Source organism: Rhodobacter sp. JA431, assembly GCF_900217725.1.
In the GTDB taxonomy this organism is placed as follows: domain Bacteria; phylum Pseudomonadota; class Alphaproteobacteria; order Rhodobacterales; family Rhodobacteraceae; genus Rhodobacter; species Rhodobacter aestuarii.
On record NZ_OBMP01000005.1, the window covers coordinates 128,811 to 146,233 of the forward strand.

At 62.9% G+C, this 17,423-nt stretch carries 14 protein-coding genes; 10 read left to right on the top strand and 4 right to left on the bottom strand.

Annotated features, from left to right (window positions below; genetic code table 11):
- The first annotated feature begins 83 nt into the window (after positions 1 to 83).
- The 5 genes from CRO18_RS11795 to CRO18_RS11815 are packed head-to-tail and all read left to right on the top strand — an operon-like array spanning position 84 to position 6,888.
- The gene (locus CRO18_RS11795) at positions 84 to 698 is read left to right on the top strand and encodes a type VI secretion system baseplate subunit TssE (RefSeq protein WP_076483731.1); all 615 of its coding nucleotides are present in this window, start codon (positions 84 to 86) and stop codon (positions 696 to 698) included.
- On the top strand, positions 695 to 2,614 hold the full coding sequence (gene tssF / locus CRO18_RS11800; protein ID WP_097082259.1) for a type VI secretion system baseplate subunit TssF: 1,920 nt from the start codon (positions 695 to 697) through the stop codon (positions 2,612 to 2,614). The genes CRO18_RS11795 and tssF overlap by 4 nt, the downstream gene beginning before the upstream one ends.
- The gene (gene tssG / locus CRO18_RS11805; protein WP_097082260.1) at positions 2,611 to 3,672 is read left to right on the top strand and encodes a type VI secretion system baseplate subunit TssG; all 1,062 of its coding nucleotides are present in this window, start codon (positions 2,611 to 2,613) and stop codon (positions 3,670 to 3,672) included. The genes tssF and tssG overlap by 4 nt, the downstream gene beginning before the upstream one ends.
- Before the next feature lie 8 nt (positions 3,673 to 3,680).
- Positions 3,681 to 6,407, top strand: coding sequence for a type VI secretion system ATPase TssH (gene tssH / locus CRO18_RS11810; RefSeq protein ID WP_097082261.1), 2,727 nt, complete (start codon positions 3,681 to 3,683; stop codon positions 6,405 to 6,407).
- A 16-nt stretch (positions 6,408 to 6,423) separates the two neighbouring features.
- Positions 6,424 to 6,888 carry a hypothetical protein gene (locus tag CRO18_RS11815; protein ID WP_097082262.1) on the top strand — a complete coding sequence of 155 codons (465 nt, stop codon included), beginning with the start codon at positions 6,424 to 6,426 and terminating at the stop codon, positions 6,886 to 6,888.
- 19 nt (positions 6,889 to 6,907) lie between these two features.
- Here the strand turns inward: CRO18_RS11815 and CRO18_RS11820 are convergent, their stop codons facing one another.
- From CRO18_RS11820 to CRO18_RS11830, 3 genes are all read right to left on the bottom strand, one after another.
- Positions 6,908 to 9,349 carry a peptidoglycan DD-metalloendopeptidase family protein gene (locus CRO18_RS11820; protein ID WP_097082263.1) on the bottom strand — a complete coding sequence of 814 codons (2,442 nt, stop codon included), beginning with the start codon at positions 9,347 to 9,349 and terminating at the stop codon, positions 6,908 to 6,910.
- A 3-nt stretch (positions 9,350 to 9,352) separates the two neighbouring features.
- Complete coding sequence (locus CRO18_RS11825) at positions 9,353 to 11,023, bottom strand: hypothetical protein (RefSeq protein ID WP_097082264.1); 1,671 nt, start codon at positions 11,021 to 11,023, stop codon at positions 9,353 to 9,355.
- A 92-nt stretch (positions 11,024 to 11,115) separates the two neighbouring features.
- Entirely contained in the window at positions 11,116 to 11,508 is a 393-nt protein-coding gene (locus tag CRO18_RS11830; protein WP_076483996.1) for a DUF1036 domain-containing protein, read from the bottom strand.
- A 154-nt stretch (positions 11,509 to 11,662) separates the two neighbouring features.
- Here CRO18_RS11830 and CRO18_RS11835 point away from each other — a divergent pair, with 154 nt between their 5' ends.
- The 5 genes from CRO18_RS11835 to CRO18_RS18985 all read left to right on the top strand — a co-directional run bounded on the left by CRO18_RS11835 (position 11,663) and on the right by CRO18_RS18985 (position 15,329).
- Complete coding sequence (locus CRO18_RS11835; protein WP_076483738.1) at positions 11,663 to 12,259, top strand: hypothetical protein; 597 nt, start codon at positions 11,663 to 11,665, stop codon at positions 12,257 to 12,259.
- Positions 12,260 to 12,396: 137 nt separating this feature from the next.
- A complete protein-coding gene (locus tag CRO18_RS11840; protein ID WP_076483739.1) occupies positions 12,397 to 13,035 on the top strand; it encodes a MotA/TolQ/ExbB proton channel family protein in 639 nt (212 codons plus the stop codon).
- Between the two features lie 13 nt (positions 13,036 to 13,048).
- Positions 13,049 to 13,504 carry a biopolymer transporter ExbD gene (locus CRO18_RS11845; RefSeq protein WP_170952650.1) on the top strand — a complete coding sequence of 152 codons (456 nt, stop codon included), beginning with the start codon at positions 13,049 to 13,051 and terminating at the stop codon, positions 13,502 to 13,504.
- On the top strand, positions 13,504 to 13,908 hold the full coding sequence (locus CRO18_RS11850) for a biopolymer transporter ExbD (protein WP_076483740.1): 405 nt from the start codon (positions 13,504 to 13,506) through the stop codon (positions 13,906 to 13,908). The genes CRO18_RS11845 and CRO18_RS11850 overlap by 1 nt, the downstream gene beginning before the upstream one ends.
- Positions 13,905 to 15,329 (top strand): hypothetical protein, encoded by a 1,425-nt coding sequence (locus CRO18_RS18985; protein ID WP_212710119.1) that lies wholly within the window; start codon positions 13,905 to 13,907, stop codon positions 15,327 to 15,329. Before CRO18_RS11850 ends, CRO18_RS18985 begins: the two co-directional genes overlap by 4 nt.
- A 3-nt stretch (positions 15,330 to 15,332) precedes the next feature.
- Here the strand turns inward: CRO18_RS18985 and CRO18_RS11860 are convergent, their stop codons facing one another.
- Positions 15,333 to 17,417 carry a protein kinase gene (locus CRO18_RS11860; RefSeq protein ID WP_097082266.1) on the bottom strand — a complete coding sequence of 695 codons (2,085 nt, stop codon included), beginning with the start codon at positions 17,415 to 17,417 and terminating at the stop codon, positions 15,333 to 15,335.
- Positions 17,418 to 17,423: the final 6 nt, after the last annotated feature.

The following is a 17,423-nucleotide window of genomic DNA, read 5'->3' on the forward strand; positions in this document are numbered from 1 at the left end:
TGCGCAACCGCGCAGCATGACAGGATGCGGCACCTTATGTGCCGCATCTCTTCCTTGTGATTTCAAAGCACCGGACAGCCGCGATGCGACAGCCCGTTTCTTCGGCGTCCGGCTCGGGACGCACTCCGCAAAGCGGTTTCAAGCAGCGTGACCGTGCCCGCCGCCAGCTTTCCGTGATGCATGTCTTTCGCCTGTGCGCCGAAACCGGCAGCTCGCGAAAATCGACGATGCAAGCGCTGTCGAGCGACGGCGAAACCACCACCCCGCCGATGGTGCGGCTGGCGCGCGAAGGGGTCTCGCCCGAAGATTTGCGCCGACATCTGTCGATTGACCTTGCGAGCTTGATGAACACGATCCGGCTCGATTCCGTCATCAATCTCGACAATCAGCCCAATGTGCGCCGCTCGGTGATCAACCATGGCTTTCTGGATCTGACGGCGATTGCCCGCTCGCGGCGGGCCGAATTGGCGATTGCCGAAGAAATCCGCCGCACGCTGATTGAGCGTGAGCCACGGCTAAACCCGGACACGCTCTCCGTCACGCTTGGCGAACAAGATCAAACCCGCACAGAGAAACTGACCTATCAGATCGAGGCCGAAATCCGCGCCTATCCGGCCGATGTGCCCGTGGGCTTCACCGCCGAAATTGACGTTGGTGCAGGCAAGATACGGATGCGTGGGATGCAGGGGGGCAGATGAAAAAGGCGTTCCGCGACACTTATAACGATGAACTCGCGCTGCTTTACGAGCGTGCGGCGGAATTTGCGGCGGAATATCCGGGCATCGCAGAACGCTTGGGCGGGTTGCTGCAAGACAATACCGACCCCGGCATCGCGGGGCTGTTGGAGGGGACGGCCTTCCTCGCAGCGCGGGTCCAGCTCAAGCAACGCGAAGAGTTTCGCGGCTTCACCGATGAGTTGCTCGAACAATTCATGCCCGGCCTGCTGGAGCCTTTGCCCGCGATGATGATGGTGCAAGCCCATGGCGCGGACCCGGACAAGCTGGAAACCGGCAAGAAAATTCCTGCGGGCTCGTATCTTGATGCACGGCTTTTGGATGCCGAAACCCGGGTGGCGTGCCGATTCCGGCTAGGGTCTGAAATTGAGCTTTGGCCGCTTGAGATTGAAAAGATCGCCTATTTGGGTACGGCGGCCGAAGTCTCCGCCCTTGGGCAGGATGCCGCCCCAACCACCCGTGCGGCGCTTTCCATTTCGCTGTCCCGACAAGGCGATGCGGGTGAGCCCATTGGCACGCTGCCGCTTGATCGGTTGCGGATGCATCTGGGCGGGCCGCTCGCTGAAGCGGTGATGCTTTACGAGCAATTCTTCTGCAATCGCGCCCGGATCAGCCTGCGCTGGCTAGATACGTATGGCGACCCGACCTTTCTGCGGCTGGATCCTGATTGCGTGGCTCAGCTAGGCTTTGGCGCAAAAGAGCGGCTGGTGCCGCATGATGGGCGGCTTTTTCAAGGCTTTGCCGAATTGCGTGAGGGGCTCGCCTTTCCGCGCAAATATCTGGGCTTGCAACTTGAGGGGCTGGCGCAGGCGATTGCCCGCGTCACCTCAGACAAAATGCAACTGATCTTTGAATTTGATCGGGTGCAGCCCGTGCTCTCGGCGCGGCTTGGGCCAGAGGCGGTGATGCTGCATGCCGCGCCCGCGATCAACCTGTTTGACGAGGGGGCCAGCCACGTCCGCCCCGACCGAAAGCGCGCCGATTACATTGTGACGCCCGATCCAAGCCCCTCGACCCATTACGAGGTGATCCGCATCACCGATGTCTATGCGCATTACCCCGGGCGCGCGACCCGGCAGCGTGTGCTGCCGCTTTACGGTCTGCCCGATGGCGAGGCGAACCCGCGGCAAGCGCTGTACTTCACCACGCGCCGTCGCGAACGGCGCCTGACGGAAGATGAGCAACGCTTTGGCCGCCGCGCAAGGTATCTGGGGACAGAGACCTTCATCGCGTTGCACGAACCCCCACTTACCGATGAAGCCGATGCCGTGCAGCGCATCGCGATCCGGGCGCTGTGTTCAAACCGCCATCTGACCGAATATCTGCCGATCGGTGAAAACCGCGATGATTTCCATCTGACAGAAGATGTGACGATCCGCTTTGCCTGTTTGACCCAGCCCACGCCACCGCGCGAGCCGCTTGCCGTTTTGGATGCTGGCGGGCCGCATCGTGTGATGCAAGGCGATGTGAACTGGCGGTTGATCAGCTACCTTGCGCTTGGGGCCTTTGGGCTTGATGGGCGCGAGGGGCCAGAGGCGGGTGCCGCCGGGCTGCGCGAGATGCTGTCGCTCTTTTGTGACCAATCCGATGGGGCGACCGCACGGCAAATCCGTGGCATTGAGGGGCTGGCGACCCGGCCCGTCACCCGGATGATCCGCCGCGCCGATGGGTTTTACCCGGCGCGCGGCACGGAGGTTCGCATCACCTTCGACGAAGAGGCGTGGGAGGGCTCCGGCATCATGGGGATTGGCGCGCTGATCGACCGGTTCTTGGCCGATTATGCCCCGGTCAACAGCTTCACCCAAACGGTGATTGTTTCACGCCAGCGCGGGCAGGTGCATGTCTGGCCGCCGCGCACTGGATCGGGGCCACTGATATGAGCCAAAAGCGCGTTCCCGTTCCCGGCCCCGATACGCCCGATGCCGATGAGGCCGCGCGCGATGCGGCGGGCCGCTACGGGCTTTTCGCGCTGTTACGGTTCTTGGAACGCTCCCGCCCGGATCTGCCGCGCATTGGCCGCAACAAACAACTCAAAGACGAATTGGTCGATATCGGCCAAGACCCCTATCTTGCCTTTCCCGATAACGATCTATCCGCCGTTTCGATAGATGCCCGCGGGCGCTGGCGGCTGCGCTCGCAGGTGATTGGCCTCTTTGGCCCGCAAGGCGCACTGCCGCTTTCCACCACCGAAGAAGCCCTGCGCTGGCAGGCGGCGGGGGAAGATGGGTTCACTGCCTTTGCCGATTTACTGTCTGCCCGGTTTCAACAGCTTTTCTTCCGCGCTTGGTCAGACAGCCATGCGATTAGCCAACATGACCGCCCGGAAGAAGATCGCTTTGCGGGGTTTCTGGCCGCCCTCATCGGCTTTGGCACACCTGCGATGCGCGGGCGCGACAGCGTGCCAGACAGCGCCCGCGTGCATGTGGCAGGCCTCGCCTATGGGCGGGATCGCTCCCCCGTGCGTCTGCGCCAAATCCTAGAACGGCTGTTGGGCGATCCGATCGAGGTGATCGAACATTGCCCGAGCTGGATCGATATCGAACCCGAAGACCGCAACAGCATGGGGCTGCGCGGCAGCCGGCTGGGGCGCGATATGTTTTTGGGCGCGCGCATCCGCACCGTGAATGACCGCATCACGCTTTCGGTCAAGGTGGACAGCTTGCAGGCCTACCGCGATTACCTGCCCGGTGGCCCTTCGCATCGCCGCCTGACCGATTTGGTCTTTTGGTATTTGCGCGACCGGGTGGCGGTAACGCTGCGCCTGTCACTCCCCGCCAATGCCATTCCGCCTGCCCGCCTTGGCCAAACCGCCGAGCTTGGCTGGATGGCCGCCCTTTCTCCCACCTTCGCCCCGGACGATGACCATTGTGTTCCGGTGGCGGAATATCTTCTCGACTTTTCATCACCGACCGCAACCGAGACACACGTCGCAGCTTGAGGCCCGCCATGACAGAAATCACCATTGAGAAATATGCTGGCAAGATGAACCGCGCTGGCTATGACGCCTTCATTCAGGCGATGCGCCATGCGCGTGGCGAGGGCAACCGCCATGTCGAGGTGATCCATTGGCTGTTTCATGCGCTTTCAAACCAAAACGCCGATATTGCGGTCACGTTGCGCGAAACCGGGGTGGACCGAGGCGCGGTGCTCAAATCGCTCGATCAAGCGATGGCGCGGCTGCAAAAGAACGTCACCGAAACGCCCGGCATTTCGGATCGGCTGGCCGATCTGCTCAACCATGGCTGGACCTATGCAACTCTCTTCTTTGGCGAGGTGCAAATTCGCACCGGGCATATGTTGCTTGCCGCGTTGAACGACACGCATCTGAAACGCGAAATCACCGCAGCCGCGCCGCAGCTTTCAGCGCTGTCTGCCGATCTATTGGGCAAGGAAAGCCGCCGCCTTTGGGCCGCCTCTGAAGAAGAACAGATGCGCCCGATGGATGGTTCGGGCCTTGGCAGTTCGGCGGCGGGCGCAGATGGCGAGGGTGGGCCCGGTGCCGCCACCGCTTTGGGACGGTTTTCGGTGGATATGACCGCCGAGGCCGAGGCGGGACGACTCGACCCGGTGGTGGGCCGCGATGATGAGATCCGGCAAGTGATCGACATTTTGCTGCGCCGCCGCCAAAACAACCCGATCCTGACGGGCGAGGCGGGCGTTGGCAAAACCGCCGTGGTCGAGGGCTTCGCCCAAGCGCTGGCGAAGGGCGATGTGCCGCCCGGTCTGAAAGGCATCCGGCTGCATATGCTTGATATTGGCGCGATGCAGGCGGGCGCCTCGATGAAGGGTGAATTTGAGCAGCGCCTGCGCTCGGTGATTGACGAGGTGCAAGCGAGCCCCAAGCCGATCATCTTGTTCATTGACGAGGCGCATACGCTCGTGGGCGCGGGCGGTGCGCAGGGCACGGGCGATGCGGCGAACCTGCTCAAGCCCGCCTTGGCGCGCGGCACCTTGCGGACCATTGGCGCCACCACCCATGCCGAATACCGCAATTATTTTGAAAAAGACCCGGCGCTTACCCGCCGCTTCCAGCCCGTGCATGTCGAAGAACCCACGGTCGATGTCTGTTGCTACATGCTGCGCGGCTCGCTTGAACCGATGGAAAAACACCACGGCGTGCGCATCTCGGACGAGGCGATTGTCGCGGCCGTGAAGCTCTCCGCGCGCTATATCCCGGCGCGGCAATTGCCCGATAAGGCGGTCTCTTTGCTTGATACCGCTTCGGCCCGCGTGGCGGTGAGCCAAGCCACCACCCCTGCCCGCATTGCCGATTTGCGCGCGGGCATTGCGGCGCTTGACGCGGAGATTGCAGGCAAACTGTCTGAGCGCGATTTGGGCGAGGGCAACGAAGAACGGCTGGGCGAGGCCGAGGCCGAAAAGACGAAGCTGGAAGCCCAGCTTTTGGACCTTGAAGCGATGCATGCCGCCGAAAAGGAACTGGTCGATAAGATCGTCGCGTTGCGCAAATCCATGGTCGAACCCGGCGAAGAGCTTGATGTCGAGGCATTGCGTGCCGAGATGATGGAGCGGATGGAAAAACTGGCCGCGACCAACCCCGATGATCGGATGGTCTACGCCCATGTCGATGAGCAGGCGGTCGCTTCGGTGATTTCGGATTGGACCGGGATTCCGGCGGGCCGGATGGTGGCCGATGAGCTTCAGGCTATTCTGAACCTTTCGGAAACGCTGAAAGAACGTGTGATCGGCCAAGACCACGGGCTACGGATGATCGCCAAGCGGATCGAAACCTCTCGCGCGGGGCTTTCCAACCCGAACAAGCCGATTGGGGTCTTTATGCTTTGCGGCCCCTCGGGCGTGGGCAAAACCGAAACCGCGCTGGCGCTCGCCGAGCAGCTTTATGGTGGCGAGCAAAACGTCATCACCATCAATATGAGCGAATTCCAAGAGGCGCATTCGGTCAGTCTGCTCAAAGGCGCGCCTCCGGGCTATGTCGGCTATGGCGAGGGCGGACGCCTGACCGAGGCGGTGCGGCGCAAACCCTATTCGGTGGTGCTGCTGGACGAGATCGAAAAAGCCCACCCCGATGTGCATGAACTCTTTTTCCAAGTCTTTGACAAAGGGATGATGGAAGACGGCAATGGCCGCCCGATCAACTTCCGCAATACGCTGATTTTACTTACCTCCAACGTCGGCACCGAGGTGGTGATGCAGATGGCCGATGAGGGCAAGCTAACGCCCGAGCCCGAGGTGGTGGAGGCCGCGCTCAAACCCTCGCTGCTCAAGGTCTTCCCGCCCGCGCTTTTGGGGCGGATTGTCACCATCCCCTATTTCCCGCTCTCGGCCGAGGTGTTGGGCGGTATCGCGCGGCTCAAACTGGGTTCTGTCGCCAAACGCCTACACGATGCGCATGGGGCCAAGCTCACCTATGGCCAAGACGTGCTTGACCACATCATCGAACAATGCCGCGACCCGGACAGCGGTGGCCGGATGATCGACAATATCATCACCAATTCGATCTTGCCGGACCTGTCACGCCAAGTGCTGGGGCGCATGGTCACCGGCAACAAAATGACCGAGGTCGAGATTGGGCTGAAGGATGGCGAGTTTGACTATCGGTTTGACGGTGCAGCAGCCCCCGGTGCCACCCGGGTTCCTGCCCCGCAGGAAGCCGATAGTGCTGATACTGCGGCCGAACCCGCAGAACCGGTCTGACGAAAAGGAAATTGCAATGGCGAAAAATATTGAATGGGTCTTGATCAAGAAATTCGGGCCAGAGCCGATTGGGGCCGTGGGCTTCATTGGCGACAAGGTGGTGACGGTGATCGGCTTTTATGATGACCGTGATGGCAACCAAGATGGCAAGGTATCGGCGGCGGAATGGCTCGCCTCAAAGCTTTCGCCTATCTCGGTAGAGGGTCGGTCTGTGGCCGAAGTTGCGATGCAAGCGCGCATTGAGCCCGATGTGATTATGCGCGACAGCAGCTTTCCGCAGATGGCCGCACAGATCTACCTCAACTTCGCGCGCGGCCTGCTGCTGGACGGGATCTACGCGGTGTATTTCGCGCGTGGCGTCAAGATGGTGGGCAGCGGTATCGCAAAAATGGTCACCTCAGGCATGATCAAAGAATATGTCGTGCGCAAAGGCTTCGAGAAAGCCGTCCGGGAGGCGTTTGATACCGGCACCGGGCGCTGAGCGCGCGCAGTCAAAGCGATCAATTGGCGCGCCGCGCGGGCTCCGGCCCCAGCGCGCCCACCACTTGATCGGCGAGCGCGATGAAGGCCTTCACCTCGGGCGGGTCTTCCACCACCGGCGCGGCGATGATTGTCGCCCCCGGGCCGTCCATCTTGCGGGCAGCCCAAGCCTTCAGATCGGCGACGGTATAGTTTCGCAAGAACGGGTTGGCGCTGACCACCCCCGCGCCCATGACCACGGCGATCATATCGGAATCGCCTGCCGACAGTACCCGGCTCGCCCCCTCCGGCCCCAAGAAGTGCGCCAGATAAAGCCGCCCCGAAGTGATCTGATGGCCGCGCGCGCGCAGATAGGCTTCGTTTTCCTGCGCCAGACGTTTCACCATTTCGGTCGAGAGCGTCGGGTCCGTGCGCAAAGCCAGCAGCTCTGCCCGGCTCATTTTTGCGACGAAATCGGGGTGATAGTCGCGCATCATCCGCAGCCATGTGCTTTCGATAAACTGGCCCAGCCCGGTTGCGGTGGACAGCGGGTTCTTCGCATCTGCGCGCCCGCCGCTTTCCACCTTCACAATCCGCGCCACCAAAGATTCCACCGCATCCGAACCTGAAACCGCCGCAGCGACCGCGCCCGACAAAAGCGGCATCGGGTCGACCGGCGTACCAGACTGCCGGAGTTCAAAATGCAAATGCGGCCCGGTCGATAGCCCGGTGGAGCCCACCTCGGCCACCTTTTGCCCCGCTTGCACCAGCGCGCCAGTGGTGATGCCCGGCTCAAAACGGCTCAGGTGGCCATAGCGGCTTTCATAACCACCGGGATGGCCGATGATCAAAAGATTGCCATAGCCGCGATCAACCCCTGCAAATTTCACCTTGCCGGCCCCGGTTGACAAAACAGGCGTGCCGGTTGGCGCGGCCCAGTCGATCCCGGCGTGAAGCCGCATCGTTTTCAAAATCGGATGCAGTCGCGGTCCGAATTTGGAGGTCAAAATCCCCGCGACCGGGGTCACAAATTGCCCACCACCGGGGCTCACGCCCGCCGTCCCTCCGGGCACGCGGCATTTAAACCCGCCACTCGGATCAGGCATCACATAACAGCGAAAGCCCGCGCCGCCTTTCGCGGGCTTGACGCCCACAAACAGCCATTGCCCCGCAGCCGTGCCCCCCGGGCCGGGGCGCGCCGCATAAGCCAAAGTCACCCGATCACCCACCTGCGCGGGGCGCTCCAACTCCTGCCCTTTGGAAAGGATGGCGATCAACTCCCCCGCCAATTTGGTAGAGGCCCCATCGCGAATTGCGGCCGAATAGATGGCATCCAGCAGCCGAAAGCCCGAGTTCGTGCCTGCGGCGCCGCCGGTTTCCGCTCCATCCGTGCCAGCGCGTGCAAGGCTTGGCAGGTTGTCGCGCACCCAAGGATCGGTCGCAGGAGAAATCGTGCCCGCCGGGTCAATCCGAACCGAGCCACGAAAGCCCGAGGCATCATAATGCGAAAGCACCGAGAGCCGCTTGCCCGTAGCGCCCTCGGGCAAGAGCCGCAGCCCCAAAATGGCGCCCACAGGCAAAGGGTCAATACCGTCAAGTACAGCGGCCAGTTGAGGAGCGAGGTCTTCCGCCCCGACAACTCCCTTGCCTGCAAGCACCACCGCCAAGGGTTGCTCGACCTCGGCCAAGATCACCTCATCTTCGAAAAGCGCTCGCCGCGCGGCCTCGGGCCGAACATAGGCCACGGAGGTCGCCAATTCCTCAGCGGGGGGGGCTGCCTCTAGCGCGGCGGGGTTTGCCAAAATGTCCGGCACCGTCTCTTGCGGCAGGGCCAAAATATCGGGGATCGGCACCTGCCCGCCCGCAGCTTCGACCGCAGGCAGGGCAATCCCGTAAACCGCATCGGGCGCGCCCAGATCAACGTCTGTATCAATCGCTTCCAGTTCCGCCCGATCCGCAGCGCCCAACACGGCGGGGCGGGCCATCTGCCCCTCTGCTGCATCGCGCTGCGCCAAGAACAGGGCAAAATCCTCTCGGCTGGAGGGCAGCGCGATCATCAACTGCCGCGAGGTGGGCACAAGCTCATCTTCAAAGACAGTAAAGCGACCGGGTTCGGGCAAACCAAAACGGGTGATCGACATCACCCCCGGCCCAGAGGTTGAAACCACGCGCGCCTTTGCGCCGGCTTTGGCAAAGCGCAACAAAGTGGGGTCGCCCGCGATATTGATGAAAGCATTGCCCTGCACCACCGGGGCCGCCACATCATCGCTGGCCACCTGCACCATCGTTTCTTCGGCCCCGCCAAGAAGCGCGAGCCGCGCACGCTCTGCAAGGCCAGGCAGATCGACAAAGAACCCGGCCCCCACCAGTATCAGCGCCAAAGGCAAAATGCCGAACAACAAAACCTGCCGCGCGCGGCGGCGGCGATGGCGCGACAGCGCCTTGCGACGGCCAGTTTGAAAGCTGGGGTCGACCTCAAACATTGCCTAGCGCATCACACCCCGCCCCAAAGCCCCGGCGTCGATCCCGCCCGAAGGCGCGGTCCGGGCCGCTGGGGCGGCAGGAGCCGTGGCCGCAGGCGTGGTGCGCCGCGTCGTCGTGGCCGGAGCCGTGCGCGCCGCGGGTGCCGCAGCCCGCACCGGCGCCGGGCAAGTGACATCTTCCGCCGTCAGAATATGGCGCCAAAGCACCAAAGTAGGTTCACGCGTGGGCGCTTGCGTGCCGCGTTCCGCATAATACCGATCCACCGCGCCGCGCGAGCCATTGCCCCACTGCCCATCCACCCGCGCCGTGTAACAGGCCATGCGCTGCAATTCGGCTTGGATCGCGGCGACCAACTGCCCCGGCGGCGGATCAAAGGCACCGCTCTCCACCAAAGCGGCAAAAGCGGTGGCATCTTCCGCCCGCATCGCAGCACGGTCCTCGGCTGAAAGTCCCGAAATGGTCAGAGCCTGCGGCTCTTCTGGGGTCAGGGGGATATCTTCATCGGGGCGAAATGCGGCTTCGGTCGGTGCAATCTGCCCCACAATCACAGAAGGGCGCGGCAAGCCCTCCGCCGTTGGCCGCGCAGCCAGCAAGACCCGCGCCGAGACATCCACAATCCGCAAGCCCCCGCCCGGTCGCACCGCAGCGGGTGTGACCGCAGGCGCAGACACCAATGGCGAAACAGGGCTTACCGGCGACAGAGGCGAAACGGGTGACGACGTGGTGAGCGGGGAGACCGGCCCAGTGCCCGACGGCGTCGTCAAGATCGTGCCGCTCCCCCCCGCCGCGCGCGGCATCGCATCAAGCTTTTGCCAAAGTGCGGCCAATTCCTCAGCCTGCTCGGGCGGCAGGCTCCGCAAAAGCGCCGCGCGATCCGCATAGGGCGCGGCAACGCCCGTTGAGGCCACTTGCGCCACGGGCGCAGGCAGACGGTGCAAAAGGCGATTGTCAGCCCAGCCCGCACCGGGGGCCGCTGCAAACGCCTCGGCCAAATCGGAACGGCCACTGCCCAAGGCGCTCAAGAACCGATCTGTGAGCCGGGGTTCCGCCGCAGCCTCTGCCGGGCAGCCTTGCGCGGGGTCCGCGGGTAAAAAGAAAACGGTTTCCGCCAAAGGATCGACGCGGGGTAAAAGCGGCAGAGCGGGAGGTGCATTTTCCGGGGCAGCATCCGTGGCCGCGTCGACCTCCGGCTCCGGGTCAAAGGCTGGCGGCGGGGCCGGAAGTTCCGCGAACCCTGAGCCTGCAGTGTGACACCCCTCAATCACCACCACGACCTGCAGCGCCCCACGCGCTTTGAGTGCCTTCACCGTCGCGCTAAGGGGCCACCCTTCGGGCCGCCCACCGGTTTGGCTTTGCGCGCCGGGCGCCAAAAGCCATGTCTCACCGCCTTGCGCCAAAGTCGGGCCAGAGAAATAGAGGATCGTCAGCGGGGCGACCGTCCCAAAGGCGAAATTCGCAGGATCCGCATTCTCACGCCGGATCACAGTGACACCGGCCCCGATCATCGCGCGCGAAACGGCCATCCCGTCTTGGCGCGCCTGCTTTAGCTCGCCCCCGCCCGCTTTCGTCGTCACGAGCACATAGCCCACACGGTCTTGCGCCCATGCGGCTGCGCCGGGCAGGGTCATCCCCAGCCCCAATGCAACCACGGCAAGACACTGGCGCAGGTGCATAGACACCCCTCCGGCACGCAAAACGACTGTGCTTAGTTTAGGCGAAAAACGCTTTCGCGGCCACATCGAAGCCCATTCCTTCCCGGCCCGGCTCATGGTGTGGCCCTTAAAAACAGGGTCCAATCTGCATTGTCGCCGGTATCGACCTCGATGAAAGGCGCTTCAACATAGCCGCGCAACGCGCAATCTGATTCGCCCTCAATCACAAAACGCTTCGGCGCAATGCATAACGGCACCGAACCAGAGAGCAGTTCTTTGCCAAAAATATCGGTCGCAAAAACATACAAAAACCGCGCAGCAATTGGCTTTCGGATCACTTCTGCACATTGGTTGGGGCCAATCTTCCACCAACCCCGGCTTTCGAACCCCACCCCATCGGGTTGGCCGATCGCTACATTGGCAAGGTCAAGCGTCTGATTGCAGACCTGAAATCCGGCTGTTGCGGGCGGGCAAAACACCGCCCAAAGCGCAAGCGCCGCCGCCATCACACGGCCCTTTTTTTCCAGCCTGGCAAAGCTCAACACTTCTGCAACACCTTTCCCGCGCGTCGCCCGCAAAGTTGAGAAAAAACGCTCTTAATGATAAAGTCAGCCTGATCGAGTAGATAATAATACCCAACAAAATACGAAAGCGAACCCAATGCTCAAGTCCTTTGGCATGATGGTGACGGCTTTAGTCTCCGGGGTTTCCGGGGCAGCATTTCTTGCGACTTCCCAAGATCATTTCTCCAAGCAACCGCAAGCCGAAGGGCCGCAACTGCGGATCGAAACCGCCGCTTTGAGCGATGCGCCTGCGCTCGCTCCGGCACCGATCCGGCTTATCTCCCCCACAGCGCCCAGCGCTGAGGAGGCGCGGCCAGAGCTTTCACCTGCCGCGCTCGAAATGCCCGCCGCGCCTGTTCTGGTCGCAAACCTTCCGGCGAGCGCATCAACTGCTTTGGCGCCGCTGCATCTGCCCGCCATCGCCATTGCCGAACAATCCGTGCCGCTCACGCCCCGGCGTTATACGGCGGCCGAACGCGCCGAATGGCCACGCCCCGTGCCCGCCCCGTGGCGCGGAGGCCCCATCGCGCAAGACGATACGACGGGCTATGTTGCGCCCTATCTCTCGCCCGATGATATGATCACGCCGCTGCCAGATTTTGACGCGGCAGAACCGGCCTCTGCTCCTGCGTTGCGGCGAATGCGCACGGATCAACCCGATTTCAACCCATGGAGGACGGGCGTCTACCGATAGACAACCCCGACCCCACCCGCTGATGCGGGTTCAAAAAGATTGCATCTTGTCGCCTGCCCGCTATCCAATCGAGGGGTTACGCGGGAATTTCTCTGCCCTTCCGATTCTGCCTGCCCTTTATCCGGAGACCTTTGCCGATGACGTCCGCATCCGCGATCACCACGATTTCTGTCTTTTCCGCCCTTGGAATGCTGTCACTCGTCGGAACAACGGTGGCGATATTCAAGATCATCCAGTTCAATCGGCTGGGCGTTGGCAAATTGAAAAAGGCCGAAGCGATCCTTGATGCTTGGCTTGGAGGCCGCCCTGATGAGGCGATGCGCGCCGCATCCAAACGCGACTGCGTGCTGGGCCGGGTGCTGCAAGGCACGTTAACGGCACTGCGCGCGCGCCCGAATGACTCTGCCTATGCCGAAGAATTGGGCCGCCAATCCGCGCTCATTGAACTCACCGCGATGTCCTCGCGGATGCGGGTCTTGGAAACGGTCATTCAAGCCGGGCCGATGCTCGGGCTTTTGGGGACCGTGGTCGGTATGATCCAAGCTTTTGCAACGCTTGCCGATGCGGGTGGTGCCGCCGATCCCGCGCAATTGGCTTCGGGCATTTGGACCTCGCTCACCACCACCGCGACCGGGCTTGCGATTGCGCTGACGGCCTATTTCATCGCCAACTGGTTGGAGGCCCGGATCGAGCGGGAACGGCTGACGATTGAAACCCTGATCTCTGCGGCGATCCATGGCCGGATCGAGGCGAAATCCGCCAAGGGTGGGCGCTGAGGGAGGCACGGCGATGCTCGACACCCTCGGCAGCACTGGCAAACTCCCCGCCTCCGAGCGGCGCTACGGCTTTACGCTGATGCCGCTGGCCGATGCGATGATGCAATTGCTGATCTTCTTCATGCTGTCGTCTTCGCTATCCACCTATTCGCTGATTGACCTGCGCACCGGCCCGCCCCTGACAAGCGGCAGTGGCACCGCGCCCTCGCTCGCGGCATTGGTGGCCGACACTGGGCCTGATAGCAGCGCGCTTTGGAGCATTGAGCCGGGGTTCGTGATCGCCAATGGCCAGCGCTTCGGCTTTGACACATTGCCGTTGATGGTCGGCGCATTGAAACAGCAAGAGGCGCCGAAAGTGCTGCTTATTTTGCGCAAGGGCAGCAGCGTGCAAGACCTTGTCGTGGTGCTTGAGGCGCTCTCGGCGGGGGGCGTCGCCGATGTGCAGATCGTCACCGGGGAGGCTGGCTGATGCGCCCCTTACCCAAACCGCATGCACGGGTGCGGCTGGATTTCTCCTTCCCTGTTGTCAACATCGTGCTCTTGTTGATCTTTTTCTTTCTGGTCACGGGGCGGCTTTTGAACCCGGTCGACCCGGAGATTGAACTCGCGGAAACCTCGGAATTGCCGCTTGATGCGCTGCCGTCGCCGCTTTTGGTGATCACGGGATCGGGCGCGTGGCAACTGGATGGCCGCGAGCTTGCCCCTGAATTGTTGGGCGTAGCGATCAGTGAATTGCCGCAACCGCCGGTGCTGCATCTGCTGGTCAACCGCCATGCGGATGCCTCGGTTTTGGGGGCGGTTCTGGCGCGGCCCGAACTTGAAGGCGTGCGGCTGCGCCTTGTGACCCTGCGCACCCAGACGGAGGCGCCATGAGCGCGCTTCTGTATCGAGAACGCAGCGGATGGTGGGCCTCCGCCTTCTTAGGGGCGACAGCGCTGCATGGTGGCGCCTTGGCCGCGTATTTTGACGTGATCCCGTGGCAAGGCTGGCTCGCGCCCCCTGCCCCGGCGCTGACGGCCGAAATCACCGTCGCCAGCCTGATCGTGCCCGAAGATCAATTGGCACAGCTTGAAGGCGACGGCACCTCTGCTTCTGACCCCGTGCCTCCCGAAGCGGAGCCGGAACCAGACGCCCAGCCTGAGCCCCCACCGGAACCGCAGGTAACCCCGAACCCAGCCCCCGAACCGGAACCGGAACCGCCGCCACAGGTGACGCCAGAGCCAGAACCGGAGGCTCTGCCCGAACCTGAACCGACCCCGGAGCCCGAAGTGACGGAACCGGAGCCAGAACCGGAGCCGCCTGTGGAGCCCGAACCCGCCCCAGAGCCCACCGCACCACCGCCCGAAGAAACCGCGAACCCGCTTTTGCCAGAAGAAGATCCAGCAGGTGCAGAGGGCGGCGCTGAGCCGGGGCCCGGCCCCGGAGCCCCGCTGCCGAAACCTGAACAGCCAGAGATTGACCTTCCACCGCTCGAATTGGCGACGGTGGCACCGGATATCCTTCCCGAAAGTGACCCGATCCCAGAACCGGAGCCGTCAGCACCCGAGGCGGTAGATCCCACACCTGCCGAGGTTCCGCCTGCCGTATCGGTTCCGGAACCTGCGGCGCCTGTGCGCCCGCGCTTGGGCGAGCCGATCGTGGCCCCGCCGCCGCCCAGCCCCGATGCCGAGGCTCTGCGACGGCTCGTGTCGCGCATCCGCAAACAATTTGGCGATTCTTGCCTGATCGCTCTTCCGCAACTTGGCGCGGGGCAAGCACCAAGCGTGGTGATGCTGTCGGACCGCGACCGTTCAATGGTGGGCTATGCCGATGCGGTTTTGCCCGATCCACAAGACCCAGAGGCCGACCCGATCTCCAGCCGCGCGGTCTTGGTCGACAATCGCCAATGCCCGGCGGTGAATTTCTTGCGTGCGCGCGGCGAATACCCGGCCTTTGGCCTTTCGCTCGGCCTTGTCAGCACACAGGTTCTTTCGGGCGGGCGGCTGATTGGCTCGATTGAGGGCGCGCCCAGCGGGGCACAAACCGCGCTTTTGTTGGTGGATGACAATGGCGTGGTGCAAGATCTGCGTCGGTTCTTGCAGTTTTCGGGCGGCAAGATCAGCTTTGACGTGCCCGTCACCCGCGATGGCGATGCGCGCGATACCAGCCAAATGCTGATCGCGCTCGCCACTCCGAAACGGCTTGATACCGTCACAAACTTGGCCGGACGCTACGCGGAGGATTTCTTCCCCGCGCTGCAAAAGGAGTTAGGCGAAGGGGCGGCGATTGCCGTGCTCCCCTTCGATCTGCGCTAAGCCTTAGGGCGTCAGCGTCAAAAAGGCCGCCTGTGCACCAACCTCCAGCTTGCGCGTGGTGATCTCTGCCGCCACGGCCGGGATCAAGCTTGCCGCAGGAACGCCCGGCGCTGCGGTGCCCGCCGTCACAAGCGCGCGCGGCGAGGCCAGCGCCACAATCAATTGCGGTTCGGGCTTGTCACTGTCGGATTTGAGGCCAATCGCCAGCAAAGCCGAACCATCGGGTTGCCGCTCGATCCGGTCTGTCAGGTCGAAAACGGCCCCCGTCCCCGAAACAAGAAACAGCCAAAGCGTGCGACCTTGCAAATTGGCAATCCGCCCAATCACCGACCCGCCCGAGGGCACCACATCGGCATCGAGCGTGACCAAAGGCGCGTCAGCCTTGCGGCCTTGCAGGCCCCGCATCAATTCCAAAACCGGGCATTGCGCGGTGGTCACCTGTTGCTCAAGCACCGTGGGCGCCGCCCCGAAAGTCCCCGCATAGGCTTGCGAAATCGCAGGCAGTTTGCCAAGCGCATCGGCAAAAACCGCAATCTTTCCGCTGTTGCCACCGGAGGTGATGCGCGTGGCAAAACTGCAAGGTTCTTCGACGCGATAGGCTGCCAAAAACCCCTCCCGCGTGGCGGCATTGGGCGGGCCAAGAGCGGGGGCATTGGCCTGTTGCGGTCTTTCCGGCGCCGGATCAGGGTCGACGGCAGGCGGCGTAACGCTTTCTGGCGGCGTCGCCTCTGTGGTTTCGACCGGTTGCGGCTCCGGTGCGGGCGTGGTTTCCTCGGTGATCTGAGGTGGCTTGGGCAGCCCCGGGATCGGCAGTTTACCCTGCATGTATAGCCAGCCGGCCCCGCCAGCCCCCGCCAGCACCAAAAGCCCAAGAACAATCGCCAGCCCGCCGCCTTTTTTGCGCGCGGGCGGCGCTTCGGGCACAGGCTCAGTCTTGGGCAGGCCGGTGAAAGTTCCACCGCCAGTCGTTGCGCCGGTCACCATTTGCCCGGGCGCCATGGAGGCCGGGGCCATAGATGCAGGCGTCATGGACCCGGGGGGCGGATAGCTCGTCGCCGTACCAGGCATTTGGCTTGCACCCGTCTGCATACCCCCGGTTTGCAATCCCGCAGTCTGCAAAGTGCCCGGCGGCAGGCTGCTGCCCGCGCCCGTCATCTGCATGGGCGTGGCAATGACCGTGCGATCATCGCCCCCATCCATCGCGCCGCCCCATTGCCCATAGACACCGGGGATCAAACGCGGCTCGTCCAGCAGCCGCACCACCGCGCCCATATCTGCGGGGCGGTTCACCGGATCAGGCTCCAACATATGCGCCAAAAGCGGCGCAAGCCCCGGCGGCACCCCATCAAGCGCCGGGATCGCCCGGCGCGCATTCACGGCCTCAACGATCGACGAGCCCATATCAAGCGGCTTGCCGCGCAACGCCGCCGCAATCAGCAGCGCAAGGCCATAAATATCGGTGCGCGGGCCAACCTCGCCGCCAAAATGGCCCAACTGCTCGGGTGAGACATATTTGAACTTGCCCGCAAATTGGCCATGCAACGTGCCTTCCGTCATCGTCGCCGACCGCGCGATGCCAAAATCAATCAGCACCGCTTGGTCCACATTCCCCCCGCGTAGCATGATATTGTCGGGCGAAAGATCACGGTGCACGATCTCTAGCTTATGCGCACGATCCAGCGCCACCGCGACCCGCCGCATCAGCCGGCGCGCCTCGGCCTCGGTCAAAACCTCGCCCAGCTTGATCCGGTCAGACAGCGGCACCCCGTCGATGAAATCCATCACCAAGCAGTAGCGATCCACCACCGGCTCATGGAAACTGTCGAGATACCGCGCAATCGCCTCGTCGGTCAGTTTGAACAGAATGCGGGCTTCGCGCTTAAAAAGGCTCAGCACCTTTTCGTCATGCGAGAGCGATTGTAGCACCGCCTTGATCGCGACGCGGTTGCCCGTGAAGAGGTGCTCCCCCTCATAAACCTCGCCCATACCGCCCGCACCAATCAGTCGGTCAATGCGGTAGTTGTTGTTGAGCACTTTCCCGACAAGGTTGTTTTCGGGCCGTACAGCTTTCTTTTGCTCTTCGCTCATCTTGCC